This window comes from Streptomyces sp. NPDC020379, assembly GCF_044387105.1.
Lineage (GTDB): Bacteria > Actinomycetota > Actinomycetes > Streptomycetales > Streptomycetaceae > Streptomyces.
Window position 1 is genome coordinate 41,302 of record NZ_JBIRVR010000034.1, and the last position, 19,379, is coordinate 60,680.

Genomic DNA, 19,379 nt, shown 5'->3' on the forward strand with positions numbered 1-19,379 from the left:
ACAGGAAGCCGTACCCCCGGGAACGGGAACGCGGGCAGCGCCGTCAGAGCGGGTGTGGCCCGAACGCGCACGGCCCGGAACGCGCCGTCCGTACGGGGAGGGGGCGGACGGCATGGACGCGGAGCACGGACCTCCACTGCTCGCCGGTCGGTACCGGCTGATCGACCGGCTCGGCAGCGGCGGCATGGGAACCGTCTGGCGCGCGGTCGACGAACTGCTCGACCGCGAGGTCGCCGCGAAGGAGGTCCGGGCCCCCGAGCACCTGCGGGAGCACGACGTACGGATCCTCTATGCCCGGCTCAAGCAGGAGGCCCGCGCCGCCGCCCGCGTCAGCCACCCGAACGTGATCACCGTGCACGACGTCGTGGAGCAGGACGGCCGCCCCTGGATCGTCATGGAGCTGGTGCGTGGCCGCTCCCTCGCGGACGTCCTCCAGCACGAGGGCGTGCTGCTGCCCAAGGAGGCCGCCAAGGTCGGCTCGATGGTGCTCCAGGCGCTGCGCAGCGCGCACTCCTCCGGGGTGCTGCACCGCGACGTCAAGCCCGCGAACGTCCTGCTGGAACCCGGCGGCAGGGTCGTCCTCACCGACTTCGGCATCGCCCTCGTCGAGGGCTCGGGCACCCTGACCCGCACCGGGGACCTGGTCGGTTCCCCCGACTTCCTCGCCCCCGAGCGCGCGCTGGGACAGCGCCCCGGGGCCCCCTCCGACCTCTGGTCGCTGGGGGCGACCCTGTACGCGGCGATCGAGGGCGTCTCGCCCTTCCGGCGCGGCTCGGCGCTGAGCACGCTCCAGGCCGTGGTCCAGGACGACCCGCCACCGCCGCGGCGCGCCGGGCCGCTCACCCCGCTGCTCGAGGGCCTCCTCCGCAAGGACCCGCGGACCCGGATGGGCTCGGCGGAGGCACAGCGGATGCTCGACGCCGTGGCCGCGGGACACATGACCACACAGCCGGGCTGGACCGGCGCCGGGGGATACGTGCCCACCGAGCGGGCGGCGCCCACCCCTCAGCCCTCGCTTCCCCCGGCTCCTGCGACGCCACCCGCCCAGGGCGGCGCGTCGGCCTCCACCTCGGGATCGGGCCCGGTCGTGCCGCTGTACAGCGGCGGCCCGGCTCACTCCCCGGCCCCGGACCCGACCCCTGCCCCGAGCCCGGCTCCGCCACCGCCGCCGTACTCGGGGGCCGCGAGCCGCCCGGTGATGGGCGCGGGGTATCCGGCGGGCACCGCCTATCCGTTGCCCGTCACGCCACCGGACGGCCGGCGCCGACTGGTCGCGCTGCTCCTCGGCTCGCTGCTGGCCCTGCTGCTCGTCGGCGGCGGCACCGCAGCCGTGCTCGCCGCGCGGGGAAGCGGGGACTCCGGCACGCGGAACCCGGCCGGGGTGTCGAGCTCGGCCTCCGACTCCGCGGGCGGCGCCTCCGACTCCGCGGGCGGCGGGGGACAGGAGAGCCCCGCCCCCGCCACGAGCCCGTCGGCCTACCCCTCGCCCGGCGCCACCCGGCCCACGATCCCGGCGGGTGGCAGCACCGCCGGATCCTGCAACGGGGGGTGGCTGTCGACATGCGGGCCGGGGTGAGGCTTCCCCATACGTAGGACTCACGCGTGGGACCACTTCATGCCGACTATCGGGGGGAATTTATGCGGCTGGTGTCAGTTTCATTGGCGAGTGTTCCGATCAGGCGGACAAGGCAGAGGTCCGCAGCACGAGGCGCGGCACTGCGGCGCCGCAGGCTGCGCGCGGTCGCGCTGCTCACCGTGCCGGCGTTGCTCGGCGGTGCCGCCGTGGCGGGGTGCACGACGGCACAGAAGAAGAAGGCCACCGAGCTCGCGCTGGAGGCCGTGGGAACGACAGGCGACCACCCGTTCCTGCGGAATCCCGGCACCGACCTCAAGGGCGTCAACTCCCCGACGGGCGGCGGCGGTACGAAGGCGGTGGACGCCCGCGGCGCCTTCGGCGGCACCCCCGGCACCGTGCACTGCGACAAGGCGTCGCTGATCACGCAGATCACCCAGGACCCCGTCGAGGCCAAGGCGTGGGCCCAGGCCGCCGGCATCGACCAGAACCGCATCGCCGAGCGCATCGAGAGCCTCACGGAGGTGATCCTGCTCGACGACACCCTCGTCAAGAACCACGACTACCAGGGCGACGGAAGGACCAGGGAGTATCTGTCGGTGCTCCAGAAGGGCGTCGCCGTCCTCAACGACCCGTACACCGGGCCCGTGGTGAAGTGCAACTGCGGCAACCCGCTCGGGGAGCCCGACGACGACGTGGACCTCAAGGCGTCGACCTACGTGGGGACACGCTGGGAGACCTTCAGCGAGACCACGGTCACCGTCATCGCGCCCCGGGCCCGGGACAAGGGACCGGTCAAGGAGGTTCCGCTGGTCGACCCCTTCGAGAGCGACAAGGCATTCGACCGGGGGGCGGGCACGGACGGCGACCACGACTCCGCGACCTTCCACTGGACTCCGCCGCCGCGCCGCACGCCGCCCTCACCGGGAGAGGCGTCCGGCAACGGACCGGGCTCGCCGGAGGGTTCGGCCGGCACACGCACGCCGAGCGGTCCCGCCGGTACGCGCACGCCCACCGGCGAGCAGCCGCCTTCGCGGGCGAACGAGCCGACGGAGTCACCGTCCGGCGCCACCTCACCGGCCACCGCACCGCCGACAGGCGCGTCGCGGCCGCCCGCGACCGGGGCCCCGCCGACCGGAACCCGTACCAGTGCCCCGCAGCCGCCGGCCTCGGAGCGGGAGGCGGTCCCGACGAAGGCCCCGCCGACGAAGGGCGAGCGGCTTCCGACGGCGGGCGGGCAGCCGACGAAGGGCGAGCGGCCTCCGACAGCGGCCGAGCAGCCGACCAAGGCCGCCAAGTCGCCGCACGCCGCGACCGGGGAGCCCTCCACGGACGTCAAGTCCCCACCGGCGAAGGAGGAACTCCCGCCCACAGCAGCCAGGACACCGCGCGCGGAGGCCAGGACACCCACGGCCGCCGAGCCCGTACGGCCTACCTCCGAGGTGAAATCCGAAGCGCCGACGCACCACGGGACGGCGCGCGCGACCGCGCCCGTCGAGCCCCCGGCGGAACCCCGGCAGCCGGCCGGCACACACGGCACCGGCTCGTACGGGACGCGTCAGGGGAACCGGTGAATCCGGTGGAAAACCGCCGTCAGGGTACGTTGGACGCCGGAAACGACGGGACTGTTCAGAGGGGTGGAGCATGGGGATGCTCAAGGGCACCAACATCCGGATTCCGGCACCGGCCGTGCGGATCGAGCTGGGCTGGCGCACGGGCGCCGGCATACCGGACGTCGATGCCTCCGCTCTGCTCCTGACCACCGGCAGAGTCCGCTCGGACGCGGACTTCGTCTTCTACAACCAGTCCGTCCATCCCTCCGGCGCCGTCCGCCACGAAGGCAAGCGCACCGTGGGTGACGCGGTGACCGACACCCTCGCCGTCGACCTCGCCTCCGTCGAGCCCGTGATCGAGACGGTCGTGCTCGCCGCGTCCGCCGACGGAGGCACCTTCGGTCAGGTGCCCGGACTGCACATCCGTGTGCTCGACCAGGCGAACGGCGCGGAACTCGCCCGGTTCGACAGCTCGGACGCCACCGTCGAGACCGCCTTCGTGCTCGGTGAGCTCTACCGCCGCCAGGGCGAGTGGAAGTTCCGGGCCGTCGGCCAGGGCTACGACACCGGTCTGGCCGGCCTCGCCACCGACTTCGGCATCTCCGTCGACGAGCCCCGGCCGGCGCCCCCGGCCGCCCCGCCCGCCCCGTACGCACAGCCGGTGCCACCCGCGCAGGCGCCCGCAGCGCCGCCGGCGCCGCCCGTCGTCCCGCCGCCCGCGGCCCCGGCCCCCGCGCCCGTGCGCCTGACCAAGGTCACGCTCACCAAGGACAAGCCGACCGTCTCCCTCACCAAGCAGGGCGGCACCTCCGGCGCGCTGCGCGTCAACCTCAACTGGCAGATGCGCAAGCAGGCGGCCAAGAGCGGCTGGCAGGCAAAGCTCGGCCAGGCCATGGCCATGGCCACGCAGGGCGATCTGGACCTCGACCTCGGGGCCCTGTTCGAGCTCAACGACGGCCGCAAGGGCGTGGTCCAGGCGCTCGGCAACTCCTTCGGCTCGCTGCACCAGCCGCCGTACATCCACCTCGACGGCGACGACCGCACCGGCGCCTCCGCGGCCGGCGAGAACCTGACCGTCAACCTCGACCACATCGCCGACTTCCGGCGCATCCTCATCTTCGTGACGATCTACGAGGGCGCCCGCAGCTTCGCCGGTCTGCACGCCACCGTCACCCTCCAGCCGCAGCACGGCGCACCCATCGACTTCTCGCTCGACGAGTGCACCGTGGCCTCCAACGTCTGTGCCCTCGCCCTGCTCACCAACAACGGCGGCGACCTCGTCGTGCAGCGCGAGGCCCGCTACCTCGTGCCGGACCGCGGCGTCAGCCCGCAGCGCACGCTCGACCGCGCGTACGGCTGGGGCATGAACTGGACACCCGGCCGCAAGTGACACCACGGCCCGCTCAGGGCGCGGCCTCCGGGCGGGCGTACGTCCGCCCCTTCCAGGCCGCGCCCCGGCCGCGGTAGTGCTGCACCGCCGAATCCACCGTCATCAGCAGATAGAGCAGCCCCGTGAAGGGCAGCAGCGGTGCCAGCGCGAGCGGCTGCCGGTAGTAGCGCAGCATCGGCGCGTACGTACCGGTCATCACCGCCCACGCGACCGCACCGGCCGCGAGCGTCACGGTGTGCCCGGTCAGCGCGCCCGCCAGCACGGCGACCGGCGGCGCGAGATAGATGACCGCCATGCCCGCGACGGTCCCGGCCAGCAGCAGCGGATTGTGGCGCAGCTGCGCGTACGCGCTGCGCGAGACCATCCGCCACAGCGGGGCGAGCCCCGGATACGGCCGGACGCTGTCCACCCGCTCCGCGAGCCCCAGCCAGATCCGGCCGCCGGCGCGCTTCACCGCCCGCGCCAGCGACACGTCGTCGATCACCGCCTGCCGGATGCTGTCCGGGACCCCGGCCCGCTCCGCCGCCTCCCGGCGCAGCAGCACGCAGCCGCCCGCGGCCGCCGCCGTCCGCGCGGCCGGCCGGTTGATCCAGCGGAACGGATAGAGCTGCGCGAAGAAGTACACGAACGCCGGGACCACGAGCCGCTCCCAGAAGCTCGCCACCCGCAGCCGCGCCATCTGCGACACCAGGTCCAGCCCGCCCGACCGCGCGGCGGCCACCAGCTCCCGCAGGCTGTCCGGCTCGTGCGCGATGTCCGCGTCCGTCAGCAGCAGATATTCCGCGTCCGTACGGGCACGAGCGAGCGCCATGCCGTGCCGCACCGCCCACAGCTTGCCAGTCCAGCCCGGCGGCGGCTCACCGGGCGAGTCCACCGTCAGCGGCAGACCGCCGTGCCCGTCCGCGAGGGAGCGGGCCAGCGCGCCGGTGCCGTCCGTGCTGCCGTCGTCGACGAGGAAGATCTCCGCCCGCCCCGGATAGTCCTGCGCGAGGAGCGACGGCAGGCTCGACGGCAGCACCTCCGCCTCGTCGCGGGCGGGGACGACGATCGCCACGGACGGCCAGTCGTCGGGCGGAGTGCGGGACGGGAGTCGCACGTCCGTACGCCAGAAGAAGCCCTGCCCCAGCAGCAGCCAGGCCCACGCGGCAAGGGAACCGACAGTGATCCACATCAGCGTGCTCATCCGTCGCAGTCTGCCGCACGACGCCCCTGACCGGGGGAGTTTCAGGGTCCCCGACTGTCCGCGGCCGCGCGACCAGGCCGTCCGGGCCGGGAACCCCGGCCTCCGGGGCGGGGGTACGCCGGTGCCCATCCATTAAAGTGACCGGGTGAAGATCGCGCTCATTGACTCCGGAAACGGCCTCCTGGCGGCGGCCGCCGCTGTGCACCGCCTGCGGCCCGACGCCGATCTCGTGCTCTCCTCCGACCCGGCGACCATGCCGTGGGGCCCCCGGACCCCCGAGGACCTCATCGGGAAGGCCCTGAGCTGCGCCCGCGCCGCCGCCGCGCACCGTCCGGACGCGCTGATCGTCGCCTGCAACACCGCCTCCGTGCACGCCCTGGCCGCCATACGCGCCGAGCTGGAGCCCGCACTCCCGGTGATCGGCACCGTGCCCGCCGTCAAGCCCGCCGCGGTCGGCGGCGGCCCGTTCGCCATCTGGGCGACCCCGGCCACCACCGGCAGCCCGTACCAGCGCGGCCTGATCCGCGACTTCGCCTCCGGCGTCCGGGTCACCGAGGTGCCCTGCCCCGGCCTCGCCGACGCCGTCCAGCACGCCGACGCGGCCGGCATCGAGGCCGCCGTGGCCGCCGCCGCCGCGCTCACCCCGCGCGATGTCAGGGCCGTCGTCCTGGGCTGCACCCATTACGAGCTGGTCGCGGAGCGTATCCGTGAGGCCGTTCAGCCGCTGCTGCGTCCCTCGGACGAGCCCCTCGTGCTGCACGGCTCCGCCGAGGCGGTCGCCGCCCAGGCGCTGCGCCGGATCGGTGCGGCGCCGGCCCCCGACGCGGCGCCGTCGGGCGCCCTGACCGTGCTGTTCGGCGGCCGTGAGGCGGCCCTGGAGCCGTCCTCCCTCAGCTACGCGGAAGGCCGCTCCCTGAGCGCCGTCGGCGCCGCGCGCCCCTGACCGCGGCGCGGCCACACGATCCGGTCCCGTCCGCGCAGCACTCCTGCCGTGGTGGCGGAAGGTGAGTAGGCTGCGTCATATGAGGGACCACTCCAAGGGCCCGCAGGGCCACGAGGGCGACGAGAAGCCGGACGCTGTCGGAACCCCTTCCCCAGCCGGCAGCGGCACCGAACTCGGCGTCTGGACCGGCCGTGCGACCAACCGGATCCAGTGGCTGCTGGCCGCTGCGGGCGCAGCCTGCCTGGCGCTGGGCGTCGAGCTGGCCGTCGACAGCGCGTGGACCTCGGGGCTGGCCCCTCTCCTCATGTCGGTCGTCGGCTGCGTCGCCGCGGGCCTGCTGATGCTCTACGGCACCCTCGCGTTCGTTCATGTGGCGGTGCGGGTGGACACCGAGGCGCTGGAAGTGCGCTGCGGCCACATCGGAGTGCCCCGCACCCGTATCCCGCTGACGCACGTGGTCGGTGCCGACTTCGCCCCCCGCGTCACCCCCCGCCAGTGGGGCGGCTGGGGCTACCGCTGGCTCCCCGAGAAGGGCACCGCCGTCGTCGTGCGCCGGGGCGAGGGATTCGTGCTGCGCCTGGGTGACGGCCGTTCCTTCACCGTCACGGTGGACGACGCGGAGGACGCGGTACGGGCGATCCGCGACGGCCTGCGCCGGGCCGCCGGGCGCAGGGCCACCGCCTGACCCGGGAAGAGCACCCGCGGACACCGCCTAGTCTCGAACCATGCCGACGCCCGAATTCATCACCGACCTCCGCGCCGTCGCGGGCCACCAGCTGCTCTGGATGCCCGGGGTGAGCGCCATCGTGCTGGACGACGCCGGCCGGGTCCTCCTCGGCCGCCGCGCGGACTCCGGCGAGTGGTCGATCATCGGCGGCATCCCCGACCCGGGCGAGCAGCCCGCCGCGGCGGTCGTCCGCGAGGTGTACGAGGAGACCGCCGTCCACTGCGTCCCCGAGCGCGTCCTCCTCGTCCAGGCCCTGGCGCCCGTCACCTACCCCAACGGTGACCACTGCCAGTTCATGGACATCTGCTTTCTGGCCCGCGCCGTCGGCGGTGAGGCGCGTGTCAACGACGACGAGTCGCTGGAGGTCGGCTGGTTCGAGCCGGACGCGCTGCCGCCGATGGAGGACTTCGCGGTCTCGCGCATCAAGCAGGCGACGGCGGGCGGCCCGACGTGGTTCGAGGGGATCGGCGAGCGGTAGGCCGGGGCCGCCCGGCCGCGTTCGGGGCCGGCCGTGAGCGGCATCAAGGTTGAGTCAAGTTACTTGCGTCCCTACGCAAGTACGGGGCTATGCTGCTGAGCGTCGCACCGAAGCTCTGACAGTCGGGGTGAACCAGCCGTGCGGGCCGGTCCGCTCCTCATCGTGTTCCATGGCGCCCTCGCGCGTCCCGGCCGGAAGGAGGCGAGAGACATGAATGGCAGTTGCGCGAGTCCGGGCCACAGTAGGCCCCGCACCCGCATGTCCTCGCTGACTTCCGGCACGCGGTAACCACCCTTCCCCGCGCGCGTCTTCGCGCTCGCTCCCGCCCCGGCACCCGTGCGGCCTCCGCCGCCCCGGGCCCTCGGGCCGCGCGCTCGCAGGGGGATCGCTGCTGCGTGCCTCGGACTCTCCCCCGCTGGGGGACTCGGGAGGCCGTCATGACCGACATGATCACCATCGCACCCACGGCTCCGGCACCACCCCGCGCCGCTGTCCTCGACGACGCCCACGTCGGAGACATCCGCGGCGCGCTCGGCACCATCAGGCAGGGCGACCACGGCGAACGCCGCGGCCTGTCCGCCAGGTTCAAGACGCTCCTCGCCATCGTCGGCCCGGGGCTGATCGTGATGGTCGGCGACAACGACGCGGGCGCCTTCGACACCTACGGGCAGGCCGGGCAGAACTACGGCACCAGCTTGCTGTGGACCCTGCTCCTGCTGATCCCCGTGCTGTACGTCAATCAGGAGATGGTGCTGCGCCTCGGCGCGGTGACCGGGGTCGGGCACGCCCGGCTCATCCTGGAGCGGTTCGGGAAGTTCTGGGGAGCCTTCTCCGTCATCGACCTCTTCCTGCTCAACGCCCTGACGATCGTTACCGAGTTCATCGGCGTCACCCTCGCGGTCGGCTACCTCGGGCTGCCCAGGACCGTCTCCGTGCTGGTCGCCGCCGCGGTCGTGATCGCGGCCGCCACCACCGGCTCGTTCCGCCGCTTCGAGCGCGTCTCGCTCCTCCTCTGTGCGGGTTCGCTGCTGCTCATCCCTGTCTACTTCATGATTCACCCGGCCCCCTCGCGGATGGCACACGACTTCGTCGTGCCCGGCATGCCGCACGGCGCCGGCCTCGCGGACGTGATGCTGCTGATCATCGCGATCGTCGGGACGACCGTGGCGCCCTGGCAGTTGTTCTTCCAGCAGTCCTACGTCATCGACAAGCGCATCACCCCGCGCTTCCTGCGGTACGAGAAGGCCGACCTGTGGCTCGGCATCGGCATCGTGACCGTCGGCGCCGCGGCCATGATGGGCTTCGTCGCCGCCGCCTTCCACGGCACGCCGCAGGCCGGGGACTTCAGCGACGCGGGCGGTGTCGCCCGCGGCCTGGAGGCCGAGGCGGGAAAGCTCGCCGGCGTCCTGTTCGCCATCGCCCTGCTCGACGCCTCGGTCATCGGCGCCGCCGCCGTCTCCCTGTCCACCGCCTACGCCCTCGGTGACGTCATGGGCCTCGAACACTCCCTGCACCGCGGGGTCAGGAGCGCCAAGGGCTTCTACGCGATCTTCGCCGGTGTCATCCTCACCGCCGCCGTGATCGTGATCGTTCCCGGCTCCCCGCTCGGCCTGCTCACCACCGGAGTGCAGACCCTCGCCGGGGTCCTGCTGCCCTCCGCCACGGTCTTCCTGCTGCTGCTCTGCAACGACAGGACCGTCCTCGGCCCCTGGGTCAACGGCCGGGTGACCAACGTCTTCACCTCGCTGGTCGTCGCCGCCCTCGTCACCATGTCGGTCATCCTGACCGCCGCTGTCCTCTTCCCCGGCATCACCTCCACCGCGATCCTCGACATCACGGCGATCTGCGGCGTCGCCGGCCTCCTCGCCCTCGGCTACGCGGAGACCCGCCGCCGGCTCAAGGGCTGGGCGCCGGCCGGACCCGTGGACCGTACGGGCAAGGGGACGTGGCGCATGCCGCCGCTGGAGCAGCTGCCCAAGCCGGTCGTCTCCACCGGCCGCAAGGTCGGCCTGACCGCGCTGCGTGTGTATCTCCTGGTCGCGATGGTCCTGGTGATCGTCCGCGTCACGCAGCTCGCCCTCGGCCACTGAGCGTCCCCGGGGCGACGGCGCCTCCCCTCCGCCCCGGGGACCACCCCACCGACTCCTCACGAAGGAGGGCACGTATGCGCCTCCACCACCCGACCGGGCCCACCGCCGCCTCCCGCCGCCCCTGCCCGCGCCTGACCCTGCGCGACGGCACCGAGCGCACCTATCTGCTGGACGACCCGCAGGCGTACCCGTCCGCCGCGCGCCGGCCCGCCGTCTACGACCCGCGCGTCCACCTCGCCCACATCCTCGCCCGCCAGGGCCACGACGCGCCCTGGCTCGCACGGTTCGCTGATCTGCCGCTGCCCGCGGCACACCGCATCCTTGAAGCCGCCGCGTCTCCGGGCGCCTGACCCTCCCCGGCACCGGCTTCTCCGACCGTTTCCCCCAGTTCCCCGGCTGTGCCGTGCCTTCTTCCGGCACGGCCGCCTTCACGGAGGTGACCTTCGCATGTCCGTCCTTCCCGTCATCCGCACCCGCTACGCGACGCCGCACGTCGTCCCCGCTGTCCGCGCCCTCTTCGGCGAGGTCGTCCGGCGCGTCGCGGCCGGCGCCGTCGACAGCCCCGTCCTCCAGGTCCTGGGCGCCCCGGCCCACGCCCACGCCCGCACCGCGATCGGCCACACCACGCCCAGGCGGCCCCGCGCTCACTGGCGCACGGTCACCGGCCCCGGCGGCCGTGAACGCCTCAAGGCCGACTGGCGGCTGGAGCCCTGACCGGGCCGTCACACCCGACCCACCAGCCTCCTCCCCGCACGTCAGGAGCCGATATGTCCCTGCGATACCCCCGGGCCTACCGCATCCACCCGGGGTGCCCCACCCCGTCCGGCAGCACGCTGACCGACCTCGCCAGAGCAACCGGTACCCGGCCCGTCACCGCCCTGCTGCCGCCGCTCCGGGCAGGCGGCCTGGCCGTCGACACCGAGCGGCGCACCGTGTCGGCGGGCGGGCGGGAACTCCCCCTCACCTACGCCGAGTTCGAGATACTCGCCCGGCTGATCGCCCGCCCCCGGCAGGTGCACACCCGCCGTCAGCTCCTGGCCTCCATCTGGGGGCAGGGCCACGAGAGCGGTACGCGCACCATCGATGTCCACATCGCCGGACCGCGCCGCAAGCTCGGCCCGGATCACCAGGACGTCATCAGGACCGTACGACAGGCCGGTTACGTACTCGACCCTTCCGGGGCGGCTGGCCGACGCTGCGGCGGCGACTGACCGGCCCGGCCGGGGCCACGCGCTATCAGCGCAGGTCAGAGCGTTCTTATGGGTGTTGATAACGGTCACCAGTGCAGCCTTTGGATCTCCCGCCGATATGCGCTTCACTCGCTGCGTAACGACCACCGGCAAGAGGGGGAGGACGCGCATGGGCGGCCGCAAGGCACACGGGCACGACCACGAGGACGACCACGGAAACTGGCACGGCGGTCACTCGCACGGAGTGGCCGCCGACGCCGACCGGCGCTGGCTGACCATCGCGCTGGCACTGATCGGAACGTTCATGGCGGTCGAGGTCGTCGTCGGTGTGCTCGCGGGGTCACTGGCGCTGATGTCGGACGCCGCGCACATGCTCACGGACGCCGCCTCGATCGTCCTGGCCCTGGTGGCCATGCGGCTGGCGGCCCGCCCCGCGCGCGGGAGTTACACCTTCGGCCTCAAGCGCGCCGAGATCCTCTCCGCGCAGGCCAACGGCATCACACTGCTCGCGCTGTCCCTCTGGCTGGCGTACGAGGCCGTCCAGCGCCTGCTCGCCCCGCCCGCGGTCTCCGGCGGCCTGGTGCTGGTCACCGCCCTGGCCGGCATCGTGGTCAACGTCATCGCCGCGTGGTGCCTTTCGAAGGCCAACCGCAGCTCGCTGAATGTCGAGGGCGCCTTCCAGCACATCCTGACGGACCTCTACGGATTCATCGCCACCGCCGTCTCCGGAGCCGTCGTGCTGCTCACCGGCTTCGCCCGCGCGGACGCGATCGCCTCGCTGATCGTGGTGGCCCTGATGCTGCGTGCCGGCTACGGCCTGGTGCGTGCGTCCGGCCGGGTCTTCCTGGAGGCCGCCCCGGCCGGGATCGACCCCGACGCGGTCGGGGACCGCATGGCCGCCGCCGCGGACGCGGTGGAGATCCACGACCTGCACGTATGGCAGATCACCTCGGGTCAGCCGGCCCTGTCCGCCCACGTCCTGGCCGCGCCCGACGCGGACTGCCACGCCCTGCGGCGCGACCTGGAGCACATACTGGAGCACGATTTCCGCATCACCCACACCACGCTGCAGGTCGACCACGCCACCGAACGGGTCCTGGCCCTCGCCACGCCGGGGGAGCCGCACCCGCACTGCGCGGACTCCCACGGCACCACCCATCACAAGGGGGCACACGAACACTGACCACTGGCTCGGCCTCCGGCGCGGGACCAGGATGGTGAGGAGAGACCGAGGAGGTGTGGCCTCAGGTGCCGCCGGCCGCGCACCGTTCCCGTCGACGCCGTCCCGTCCCTGCCGGAAGAACCGGCAGACAACAGCCGTGTGCTGGGGGTTGTCCCGATGTCCTTCCTGTCACGACCCACCACCTCGCGGGCCTCCCTGCCCGCCCGGGTGGCCGGGCGGCTGTCCCGCATGTCCTGGGTCGACGTCGTGGTCGCCGCCGCCGTGCTGGTCGGGATGTATCTCCTGCTCCGCGTGAGCAAGGGCGCCACCGTCTCCTTCGACCCGGCCCACGTCGTCAAGGTGGACACCGACCCCACGAAGCTGCCGTACTACGCGGCACGAAGCCTGCTGCGGATGTTCGTGGCACTCGCCGCCTCGGTCGTCTTCACCCTCGTCTACGCCTACGCGGCCGCCCGCAGCAGGCGCCTGGAGCGGGTGCTGATCCCCGCGCTGGACATCCTGCAGTCCGTTCCCGTGCTGGGCTTCCTGAGCGTCGCGGTGACCGGCTTCATCTCGCTGTTCCCCGGCTCGTTGCTGGGGCTCGAATGCGCGTCCATCTTCGCGATCTTCACCTCGCAGGCGTGGAACATGACGTTCGGCTTCTACCACTCCCTCATCACCCTGCCGCGTGAGCTGGACGAGGTCTCCCGCTCCTTCCGCTTCACCCGGTGGATGAGGTTCTGGAAGGTCGAGCTCCCGTCCGGGGCGATCGGGCTCGTCTGGAACGGCATGATGAGCTTCGGCGGCGGCTGGTTCTTCCTGGTGGCCTCCGAGGCCATCAGCGTCTCCCACCACTCCTACGCGCTTCCCGGCGTCGGCTCCTTCGCGGGCACGGCCATCGCCGACGGCGACCTGGGCAAGGTCGGCTGGGCGGTGGCGGCCATGACGGTCATGGTCGTCGGCGTGAACTTCTTCTTCTGGCGGCCGCTGGCCGCGTGGACGGAGCGGTTCAAGAACGAGCAGTCCGAGGCCGCCGACGTCCAGCGTTCGCTGGTGCTGGACTTCCTGCGCCGTTCCTCCTGGCCGCGCCTCCTGGGCCGGCTGACCCGCCCGGCGGGAGAGGCGCTGGGCCGGGCCGCACGGGTCCTCGGGACCGACGACCGGCCGCTGACGGTCAACCGGCTGCACCGCCGGGCCGGTGACCTCGTCTTCGCCGTGGTGGCGGGCGGCCTGGTCCTCTGGGGGCTGCTCGACCTCCTCGGCTATCTCGAGAACCACACCGGGCTCGGGGTCTTCGGGGAGCCCCTGCTGCTGGGACTCGCCACCCTCGCGCGCGTCGTCGTCCTGGTGGCCGTCGCGACGGTGGTGTGGGTACCGATCGGCGTGAAGATCGGCTTCTCGCCGAAACTGGCCCGCATCGCCCAGCCCTTCGTGCAGATCCTCGCGAGCTTCCCCGCCAACTTCCTCTTCCCGCTCGCCACCTGGTTCTTCCTCAGGACCGGACTGTCGATCAATATCGGCGGCCTCTTCCTGATGGCCCTCGGCGCCCAGTGGTACATCCTCTTCAACACCATCGCCGGAGCCTCGGCGATCCCCTCCGACCTGCGTGAGGCCATGGACGATTTGGGCGTACGCGGCTGGCAGCGATGGAAGCGCCTGATCATCCCCGGGATCTTCCCCGCCTACGTCACCGGCGGCATCACCGCGTCCGGCGGCGCCTGGAACGCCTCGATCGTCTCCGAGATCGTCACCTTCGGCGGTACGACGCTCACCGCGGCCGGCCTCGGCGCGTACATCTCCCACGCCACCTCCCACGGAGACTACCCGCACCTCATCGCGGGCATCGCCGTGATGGCCGTCTACGTCGTCGGGCTCAACCGGCTGTTGTGGCGCAGGCTCTACCGCCTTGCCGAAACCCGCTACTCCCTGTGAACCGCCCGAACTCGCAGCCCCTGTCGGAAGGAGCCCCGCACATGGCCCCGAGCGCCGGACCCGGCCGAAGCGCCGATACCCGCCTCGCCGGAGGCGAGGTGCTGCTCGCCGCCCGAGCCGTCACCAAGTCCTACGCCGGCGCCGACGGGGAACTGCCCGTCCTCGCGGGCATCGACCTGGACGTACGCGCCGGCGAGATCGTCGCCCTCCTCGGCCGCTCGGGCTCCGGCAAGTCCACCCTGCTGCGCTGCCTCGCCGGCCTCATCCCCGCCAGCTCCGGCAGCATCACCTACCGGGGCAAGGCGCTCGCCGGCGCCAACCCCGGCACCGCCATGGTCTTCCAGACCTTCGCCCTGCTGCCCTGGCTCACCGTCCAGCAGAACGTCGAACTCGGCCTCGAAGCACGGGGCGTGCCCGCCAGGAAGCGCGCCGAGGCGGCCCTCCAGGCCATCGACCTCATCGGCCTCGACGGCTTCGAGTCCGCCTACCCCAAGGAGCTCTCCGGCGGCATGCGCCAGCGCGTCGGCTTCGCCCGCGCCCTCGTCGTCGAACCCGACGTCCTGATGATGGACGAACCCTTCTCCGCCCTCGACGTCCTCACCGCCGAGAACCTGCGCGGCGAACTCATGGAACTGTGGGCCTCAGGCCAGTTCCCCACCCGGGCCGTCGTCCTCGTCACCCACAACATCGAGGAAGCCGTGCTGATGGCCGACCGCGTCGTCGTCCTCGGCTCCCGGCCCGGCACCCTCAGGGCCACCTTCGACGTGACCCTGGAACGCCCCCGCGACCGCAACGCCCCCGATTTCGACGCCCTGATCGACGCCGTCTACCAGGTCATGACCGGCCGCGAGAAGGACACCGCCCCGCACCTGCCAGGCCGCACCGCCGCCGAGCCCGCCAAGCGCACCATGGCCAACACCCCGCTGCCCCAGGCCAGTGTCGACGGCCTCTCCGGCCTCGCGGAGATCCTCACCCAGCACGGCGACCGCTGCGACCTCGCCGACCTCGCCGAGGAACTCGGCCTGGAGGTGGACGATCTGCTGCCCCAGGTCGACGCCCTCGAACTGCTCGGCTTCGCCCTCATCCGCGAGGGCGACCTGCTCCTGACCGCGTCCGGCACCCGGTTCGCCCGCGCGGACGTCCAGGAATCCAAGAGGATCTTCGCCGACGCGGTGCTCGACGCCGCGCCCTTGGTGCGCCTCGTCGTCACCAGCCTGCGCCGCACCGACGGCACCCTGCGCTCCGGCTTCTTCCGCGACCTGCTCGCCCACCACTACACGAGCGAACAGGTCACCCAGCAGCTGGAGACCGCCACCGACTGGGGCCGCTACGCCGAGCTCTATTCCTACGACGCCGCCCGCGAGGAGTACGCGCTGGACGAGGGCGGGGCGGGCCCCGCCCTGCTGCCCGGACGGCCGCAGTGACCCGGCGCCCTCAGCCGCCCGCCACCGGTCGCGCCCGCAGGCGCCCACGCGCCTGCCCTTTCGCGACCGCCGCCGCGGGCTCGGCGGCGGCCCCGGGGGCCGCGGTGCCGGCCGCTCCCGTCGCCGAGTCGGCCCGCGCGACCAGGACCGCACTCTGCAGGAGCGTCACCACGTGCTCTCCCGCGACCCGGTAGAAGATCCGCGTCCCCTCACGCCGTGAGACCACCAGCCCCGCGGCCCGCAGTCGTGCCAGGTGCTGCGACACCGCCGCCACATGCGCTCCGGCCAGCTCTGCCAGCTGCCCGACCGAGTGCTCACGCCGCGCCAGCGCCCACAGCACCTGGAATCGGGTCGTATCGGCCACGGCCTTCAACACGGCGACCGCCTGTTCCACCCCGGCTGTGCCACCAGGTGATCCCTGCGCGTCCATGCGAGGAGTCTAGACAGCCGCGGGCTGGGACCGCCGCTTCCCGCGGCGGGCCCAGCCCCGGGCGCGGTCAGCTCACCGGTGCGACCGGCCTGGCGGCGGCGCCGGTACGGCCCGGGGCGGTCCTCGGGGCCAGGACCCGTTCGGCGAGGTGGCCGAAGAGGAGGCCGAAGACGGCCCAGAGGGTGCACTGGATGGCGAGGGCGGCGAGGCGGAACTGCCACAGCACGGTGGCCGGGAAGTCCTTGGGCACCTCGTTGACCGCGGGCAGGAACGCGTACGCGAGACCGGTCACGAGGATCAAGGCGGCCGAAGCCACCACGGTCGCGTACCAGTTGCCCAGGCGCGGGGCCAGTCGCTTGCCGAGGATGACCGCGGCGACGCTGAGCAGGACGCTGAGCGCGATCATCAGGAAGTAGAGCGTGGTGCGTTTGGTGATGGTGTCCGGGTCGCCGACGGACGGCGGGTTGGCGGGGTATTTCAGGAACGGCACCACATAGACGGCCAGCAGGCTGCCCATGGAGACCATGAGCGCGGTCGCGCGCGGGCCGAACCGGCCGATACGGCCCAGCGCCACGCAGAACGCCAGAGCGGCGATACCGCCGACAGCGACGCCGTAGACCAGGACGCCGGTGGCCAGCCCTGCCGTGGACTGCAGGGAGCGGCTGACCAGCTCCATACCGTGCTCGTGGCTGTGGGCCTCCTCGAAGGCGATGGCGGCGTCCACCCGGGGCTCACCCAGGAGATAGGCCACGACCAGGGCGAGGAGACCTGCGACGAGACCGGCCAGCATGCCGCGTACGAGCAGCACACGTACGGAGACGGGATTCACGGGACTTTCCTCCGGCCGTCGTCAGTGGCAGGGGAAGCCGAGGAGGTGGCGTCCGTCGTGGACCCACTCGTGCACGTCCTTGCCGGAGATGACCGATGTGGCCCCCTGTTCGGCGCCGACGAAATAGAGCAGGACCAGCATGAGGATGCCGAAGAAGACCGCCCACGGGGCGATCGCCTTCAGGGATATGGGGGTGACCGCCGGTGTGGCGGAAGAGCTGGATGCGGGGGCAGCGGACTGCGCCATGGCCAAACCTCCTGGGGAAACTCGCGTCCCGGACTTCGGGGTGGTGGTCAACGACGATGAGCGGGTCTGACTTTCCGGCCGTTACCGCGAGTCGCGGGTTCCGGCCGGGTACACAGTGGCGCGACCGTGCCGGAATTCCACCGGCTTCCATCACACCGTCGTCATTTTCACGCGACCGTACCGCGTGCGGTTCAGCCTGGCTACGGCGTACGACACACCCCCGCACGCCCCTGTTGCCGGGCGCGTGATGTGCTGGAGCACCGGACAGCCGGTTGAGGGGAGACAGGGTGACCGTGCGAGTGATGTTCGTATCGCCGGCGATGAATGGGGCACTGCGACAGCCGCGTTTCGACGACGGCACCTCTCTCGACCACGTCGGCCTGCGGCAGGCGCGTGCCGCGGCGGCGACGTTGCCCGCGGCCGGCCGGCACCTCTGTGCCCCGTCCACACGCTGCCGCGAGACGGCGGACGCCCTCGGCCTGGACGCCGAACAGGCCGGAGACCTGCGGGACCTGGACGTCGGGCGCTGGCAGGGCCGGACACTGGAGGAGGTGAGCACCGCCGAACCTCATGCCGTCGCCACGTGGTTGTCCGACCCCCTCGCCACCCCCCACGGGGGCGAGTCGCTGTCGGACCTGACCGCACGTGTCGGTGGCTGGCTCGATGCCAGGGGCTGCGAGAGCGGGAGGATTCTGGCTGTCGTGGAACCGGCTGTGGTCCGCGCGGCCGTCGTGCACGCGCTCGGCCTCCCTCTGCGGACCTTCTGGCGCCTCGACGTCCTCCCGCTGTCCTCGACCACCCTCACCGGCCGCGCCGGGCGGTGGAACCTGCACTGCGGGCAGCTCCTGCGCCCGGCTGCGGAGCCGACGGACTGACGCCGTATCAGGTAGGCATGGCCCGCCGCACCGGGCCCGTGCATCCACGGTGCCGGAAGCCCGAGGCCGCCAACGGTGCGCGTGAGCGCTCCCGTGTCCCGCCGGGTCCGGGCCTTCGCCATCGCCGGGCCTTCGCAATCTTGGCGAACACGGCCGGGAAGATTCGCAGAAGTTGGCATCGGGCCACGGTTGATGGGGCTCGGTGCCACTGTCAGAGTCGTGGTGCGGCCCACCGGAGTGCTGCGGCCGGGCCGGAGACCGGGCACGAACGATGCCCTGGCATCGGAGATCCCGGCACGTCCGGCCGGAGCGTCCACCACTGAAGTCGGCCCGCCCGCACGGACGATGGCACGGCGGACCGCACCCCCGAAGGGGCAACGCCCTTCTTCGCACCCTTCGCGGATGTTCCCCGCGACACCGATCGACACCAGGAGCGGTTCATGGCGCAAGCACACACGGCGGCCGGACACCCGGCACAGCGGCGGGCGACCGACGCCCGCCGCTCGGACAGTGTGCGCGAGGAGCGCACCCTGGCGGGTCGCGCCGCGCTCGCCGGCGACGCCCGCGACATCTTCGGACGCACCGCACTCGACCGGGACCTTCCCCCCTTCCTCACCACCGACGCCCACACCCGCCGCCTCGTGCGGCACGAAACGGAGCGGTCATGACCAGCGGTATCCAGCGCGTAGGCGTCGTCGGCGGCGGGCAGATGGGCGCCGGCATCGCCGAGGTCTGTGCCCGCGCCGGGCTCGACACCGTCGTGTGCGAGGCCGACGCCACCGCCGCCCGGCGGGCCCGCGACCGGGTCGCCCGGTCCCTGGAACGCGCCGTCGACCGCGGCAGGCTGGACCGCCCCGCCGCCGAGGACGCCCTGGCCCGGCTCGTCTTCTCCGGCAGCCTCGACGACCTCGCCGACCGGCACCTGGTCGTCGAAGCCGTCATCGAGAACACCGATGCCAAGACGGAGATCTTCCACGCCCTCGACAAGATCGTCGAGGACCCGGCGGCGATCCTCGCCACCAACACCTCCTCCATCCCCGTCATGCGCCTCGGCATGGCCACCCAGCGGGCCGACCGCGTCCTGGGCCTGCACTTCTTCAACCCCGTGCCGGTGATGCCGCTGGTGGAGATCGTCACCTCGCTCCACACCACCGCGGAGACGGCCGCCGCGACGGAGGCGTTCGCCCGGGAGACGCTGGGCAAGACCGCGATCCGCTCCAGGGACCGGGCGGGCTTCGTCGTCAACGCCCTGCTGATCCCCTATCTCCTTTCCGCCGTCCGCATGGCCGAGTCCGGCTTCGCCACCGCCGCCGACGTGGACGCGGGCATGGAGCTGGGCTGCGCGCACCCGATG

The 19,379-nt window shown here is 72.7% G+C and carries 20 protein-coding genes; 16 read left to right on the plus strand and 4 right to left on the minus strand.

All coding sequences use genetic code 11. The features are described 5' to 3' along the window. Positions 1-112: 112 nt before the first annotated feature. The 3 genes from ACH427_RS30520 (at position 113) to ACH427_RS30530 (ending at position 4,516) form a co-directional block, all read left to right on the plus strand. On the plus strand, positions 113-1,576 hold the full coding sequence (locus ACH427_RS30520) for a serine/threonine-protein kinase (protein WP_398874738.1): 1,464 nt from the start codon (positions 113-115) through the stop codon (positions 1,574-1,576). A 179-nt stretch (positions 1,577-1,755) separates the two neighbouring features. After that, positions 1,756-3,147 (plus strand): DUF6777 domain-containing protein, encoded by a 1,392-nt coding sequence (locus tag ACH427_RS30525; RefSeq protein WP_398874741.1) that lies wholly within the window; start codon positions 1,756-1,758, stop codon positions 3,145-3,147. Positions 3,148-3,217: 70 nt separating this feature from the next. Then, complete coding sequence (locus ACH427_RS30530; RefSeq protein ID WP_398874743.1) at positions 3,218-4,516, plus strand: TerD family protein; 1,299 nt, start codon at positions 3,218-3,220, stop codon at positions 4,514-4,516. Between the two features lie 13 nt (positions 4,517-4,529). Here ACH427_RS30530 and ACH427_RS30535 read toward each other — a convergent pair whose 3' ends face one another. Further along, positions 4,530-5,699, minus strand: a complete 1,170-nt coding sequence (locus ACH427_RS30535; protein ID WP_398874745.1) for a glycosyltransferase — start codon at positions 5,697-5,699, stop codon at positions 4,530-4,532. A gap of 145 nt (positions 5,700-5,844) precedes the next feature. Between ACH427_RS30535 and ACH427_RS30540 the strand changes: the two genes are divergently transcribed. The 10 genes from ACH427_RS30540 to ACH427_RS30585 all read left to right on the plus strand — a co-directional run bounded on the left by ACH427_RS30540 (position 5,845) and on the right by ACH427_RS30585 (position 15,645). Then, positions 5,845-6,642: a glutamate racemase gene (locus ACH427_RS30540; RefSeq protein ID WP_398874747.1), complete on the plus strand. Its 798-nt coding sequence runs from the start codon at positions 5,845-5,847 to the stop codon at positions 6,640-6,642. 79 nt (positions 6,643-6,721) lie between these two features. Continuing rightward, the gene (locus ACH427_RS30545; protein ID WP_398874749.1) at positions 6,722-7,327 is read left to right on the plus strand and encodes a hypothetical protein; all 606 of its coding nucleotides are present in this window, start codon (positions 6,722-6,724) and stop codon (positions 7,325-7,327) included. 40 nt (positions 7,328-7,367) lie between these two features. Further along, positions 7,368-7,847, plus strand: coding sequence for an NUDIX hydrolase (locus ACH427_RS30550; RefSeq protein ID WP_398874751.1), 480 nt, complete (start codon positions 7,368-7,370; stop codon positions 7,845-7,847). A 437-nt stretch (positions 7,848-8,284) separates the two neighbouring features. Next, entirely contained in the window at positions 8,285-9,937 is a 1,653-nt protein-coding gene (locus ACH427_RS30555; protein WP_398874753.1) for an NRAMP family divalent metal transporter, read from the plus strand. Positions 9,938-10,011: 74 nt separating this feature from the next. Next, positions 10,012-10,287 carry a hypothetical protein gene (locus ACH427_RS30560; RefSeq protein ID WP_398874755.1) on the plus strand — a complete coding sequence of 92 codons (276 nt, stop codon included), beginning with the start codon at positions 10,012-10,014 and terminating at the stop codon, positions 10,285-10,287. 97 nt (positions 10,288-10,384) lie between these two features. Beyond that, positions 10,385-10,651, plus strand: a complete 267-nt coding sequence (locus ACH427_RS30565; protein WP_398874757.1) for a hypothetical protein — start codon at positions 10,385-10,387, stop codon at positions 10,649-10,651. Between the two features lie 53 nt (positions 10,652-10,704). Further along, positions 10,705-11,148, plus strand: coding sequence for a winged helix-turn-helix domain-containing protein (locus tag ACH427_RS30570; protein ID WP_398874759.1), 444 nt, complete (start codon positions 10,705-10,707; stop codon positions 11,146-11,148). Positions 11,149-11,296: 148 nt separating this feature from the next. Beyond that, positions 11,297-12,310 carry a cation diffusion facilitator family transporter gene (locus ACH427_RS30575; protein ID WP_398874761.1) on the plus strand — a complete coding sequence of 338 codons (1,014 nt, stop codon included), beginning with the start codon at positions 11,297-11,299 and terminating at the stop codon, positions 12,308-12,310. A gap of 156 nt (positions 12,311-12,466) precedes the next feature. Further along, positions 12,467-14,221 (plus strand): ABC transporter permease, encoded by a 1,755-nt coding sequence (locus ACH427_RS30580; protein ID WP_398874763.1) that lies wholly within the window; start codon positions 12,467-12,469, stop codon positions 14,219-14,221. Positions 14,222-14,262: 41 nt separating this feature from the next. Beyond that, positions 14,263-15,645: a nitrate/sulfonate/bicarbonate ABC transporter ATP-binding protein gene (locus ACH427_RS30585; protein WP_398874765.1), complete on the plus strand. Its 1,383-nt coding sequence runs from the start codon at positions 14,263-14,265 to the stop codon at positions 15,643-15,645. A gap of 10 nt (positions 15,646-15,655) precedes the next feature. On the opposite strand, the gene ACH427_RS30590 is transcribed toward ACH427_RS30585, so the two are convergent. The 3 genes from ACH427_RS30590 to ACH427_RS30600 all read right to left on the minus strand — a co-directional run bounded on the left by ACH427_RS30590 (position 15,656) and on the right by ACH427_RS30600 (position 17,150). Further along, positions 15,656-16,075 carry an ArsR/SmtB family transcription factor gene (locus ACH427_RS30590; protein ID WP_398874767.1) on the minus strand — a complete coding sequence of 140 codons (420 nt, stop codon included), beginning with the start codon at positions 16,073-16,075 and terminating at the stop codon, positions 15,656-15,658. Between the two features lie 67 nt (positions 16,076-16,142). Then, on the minus strand, positions 16,143-16,904 hold the full coding sequence (locus ACH427_RS30595) for a CbtA family protein (protein WP_398874769.1): 762 nt from the start codon (positions 16,902-16,904) through the stop codon (positions 16,143-16,145). Positions 16,905-16,925: 21 nt separating this feature from the next. After that, positions 16,926-17,150, minus strand: coding sequence for a CbtB domain-containing protein (locus tag ACH427_RS30600; protein ID WP_398874770.1), 225 nt, complete (start codon positions 17,148-17,150; stop codon positions 16,926-16,928). Positions 17,151-17,452: 302 nt separating this feature from the next. On the opposite strand from ACH427_RS30600, the gene ACH427_RS30605 reads away from it, so the two are divergent. The 3 genes from ACH427_RS30605 to ACH427_RS30615 form a co-directional block, all read left to right on the plus strand. Further along, complete coding sequence (locus ACH427_RS30605; RefSeq protein ID WP_398874772.1) at positions 17,453-18,025, plus strand: histidine phosphatase family protein; 573 nt, start codon at positions 17,453-17,455, stop codon at positions 18,023-18,025. Positions 18,026-18,465: 440 nt separating this feature from the next. Continuing rightward, positions 18,466-18,693: a hypothetical protein gene (locus ACH427_RS30610; protein WP_398874774.1), complete on the plus strand. Its 228-nt coding sequence runs from the start codon at positions 18,466-18,468 to the stop codon at positions 18,691-18,693. Continuing rightward, the coding region (locus ACH427_RS30615) for a 3-hydroxybutyryl-CoA dehydrogenase (RefSeq protein WP_398874776.1) at positions 18,690-19,379 on the plus strand (690 nt) is incomplete at its 3' end. The genes ACH427_RS30610 and ACH427_RS30615, both read left to right, overlap by 4 nt.

What these genes read in the sequence shown, in the direction of transcription:
- ACH427_RS30520 (WP_398874738.1), top strand. Translation starts at nt 113, where the DNA reads ATGGACGCGGAGCACGGACCTCCACTGCTCGCCGGTCGGTACCGGCTG.
- ACH427_RS30530 (WP_398874743.1), top strand. Translation starts at nt 3,218, where the DNA reads ATGGGGATGCTCAAGGGCACCAACATCCGGATTCCGGCACCGGCCGTG.
- ACH427_RS30535 (WP_398874745.1), bottom strand. Translation starts at nt 5,699, where the DNA reads ATGAGCACGCTGATGTGGATCACTGTCGGTTCCCTTGCCGCGTGGGCC.
- ACH427_RS30545 (WP_398874749.1), top strand. Translation starts at nt 6,722, where the DNA reads ATGAGGGACCACTCCAAGGGCCCGCAGGGCCACGAGGGCGACGAGAAG.
- ACH427_RS30550 (WP_398874751.1), top strand. Translation starts at nt 7,368, where the DNA reads ATGCCGACGCCCGAATTCATCACCGACCTCCGCGCCGTCGCGGGCCAC.
- ACH427_RS30555 (WP_398874753.1), top strand. Translation starts at nt 8,285, where the DNA reads ATGACCGACATGATCACCATCGCACCCACGGCTCCGGCACCACCCCGC.
- ACH427_RS30560 (WP_398874755.1), top strand. Translation starts at nt 10,012, where the DNA reads ATGCGCCTCCACCACCCGACCGGGCCCACCGCCGCCTCCCGCCGCCCC.
- ACH427_RS30565 (WP_398874757.1), top strand. Translation starts at nt 10,385, where the DNA reads ATGTCCGTCCTTCCCGTCATCCGCACCCGCTACGCGACGCCGCACGTC.
- ACH427_RS30570 (WP_398874759.1), top strand. Translation starts at nt 10,705, where the DNA reads ATGTCCCTGCGATACCCCCGGGCCTACCGCATCCACCCGGGGTGCCCC.
- ACH427_RS30575 (WP_398874761.1), top strand. Translation starts at nt 11,297, where the DNA reads ATGGGCGGCCGCAAGGCACACGGGCACGACCACGAGGACGACCACGGA.
- ACH427_RS30580 (WP_398874763.1), top strand. Translation starts at nt 12,467, where the DNA reads ATGTCCTTCCTGTCACGACCCACCACCTCGCGGGCCTCCCTGCCCGCC.
- ACH427_RS30585 (WP_398874765.1), top strand. Translation starts at nt 14,263, where the DNA reads ATGGCCCCGAGCGCCGGACCCGGCCGAAGCGCCGATACCCGCCTCGCC.
- ACH427_RS30590 (WP_398874767.1), bottom strand. Translation starts at nt 16,075, where the DNA reads ATGGACGCGCAGGGATCACCTGGTGGCACAGCCGGGGTGGAACAGGCG.
- ACH427_RS30600 (WP_398874770.1), bottom strand. Translation starts at nt 17,150, where the DNA reads ATGGCGCAGTCCGCTGCCCCCGCATCCAGCTCTTCCGCCACACCGGCG.
- ACH427_RS30605 (WP_398874772.1), top strand. Translation starts at nt 17,453, where the DNA reads ATGTTCGTATCGCCGGCGATGAATGGGGCACTGCGACAGCCGCGTTTC.
- ACH427_RS30610 (WP_398874774.1), top strand. Translation starts at nt 18,466, where the DNA reads ATGGCGCAAGCACACACGGCGGCCGGACACCCGGCACAGCGGCGGGCG.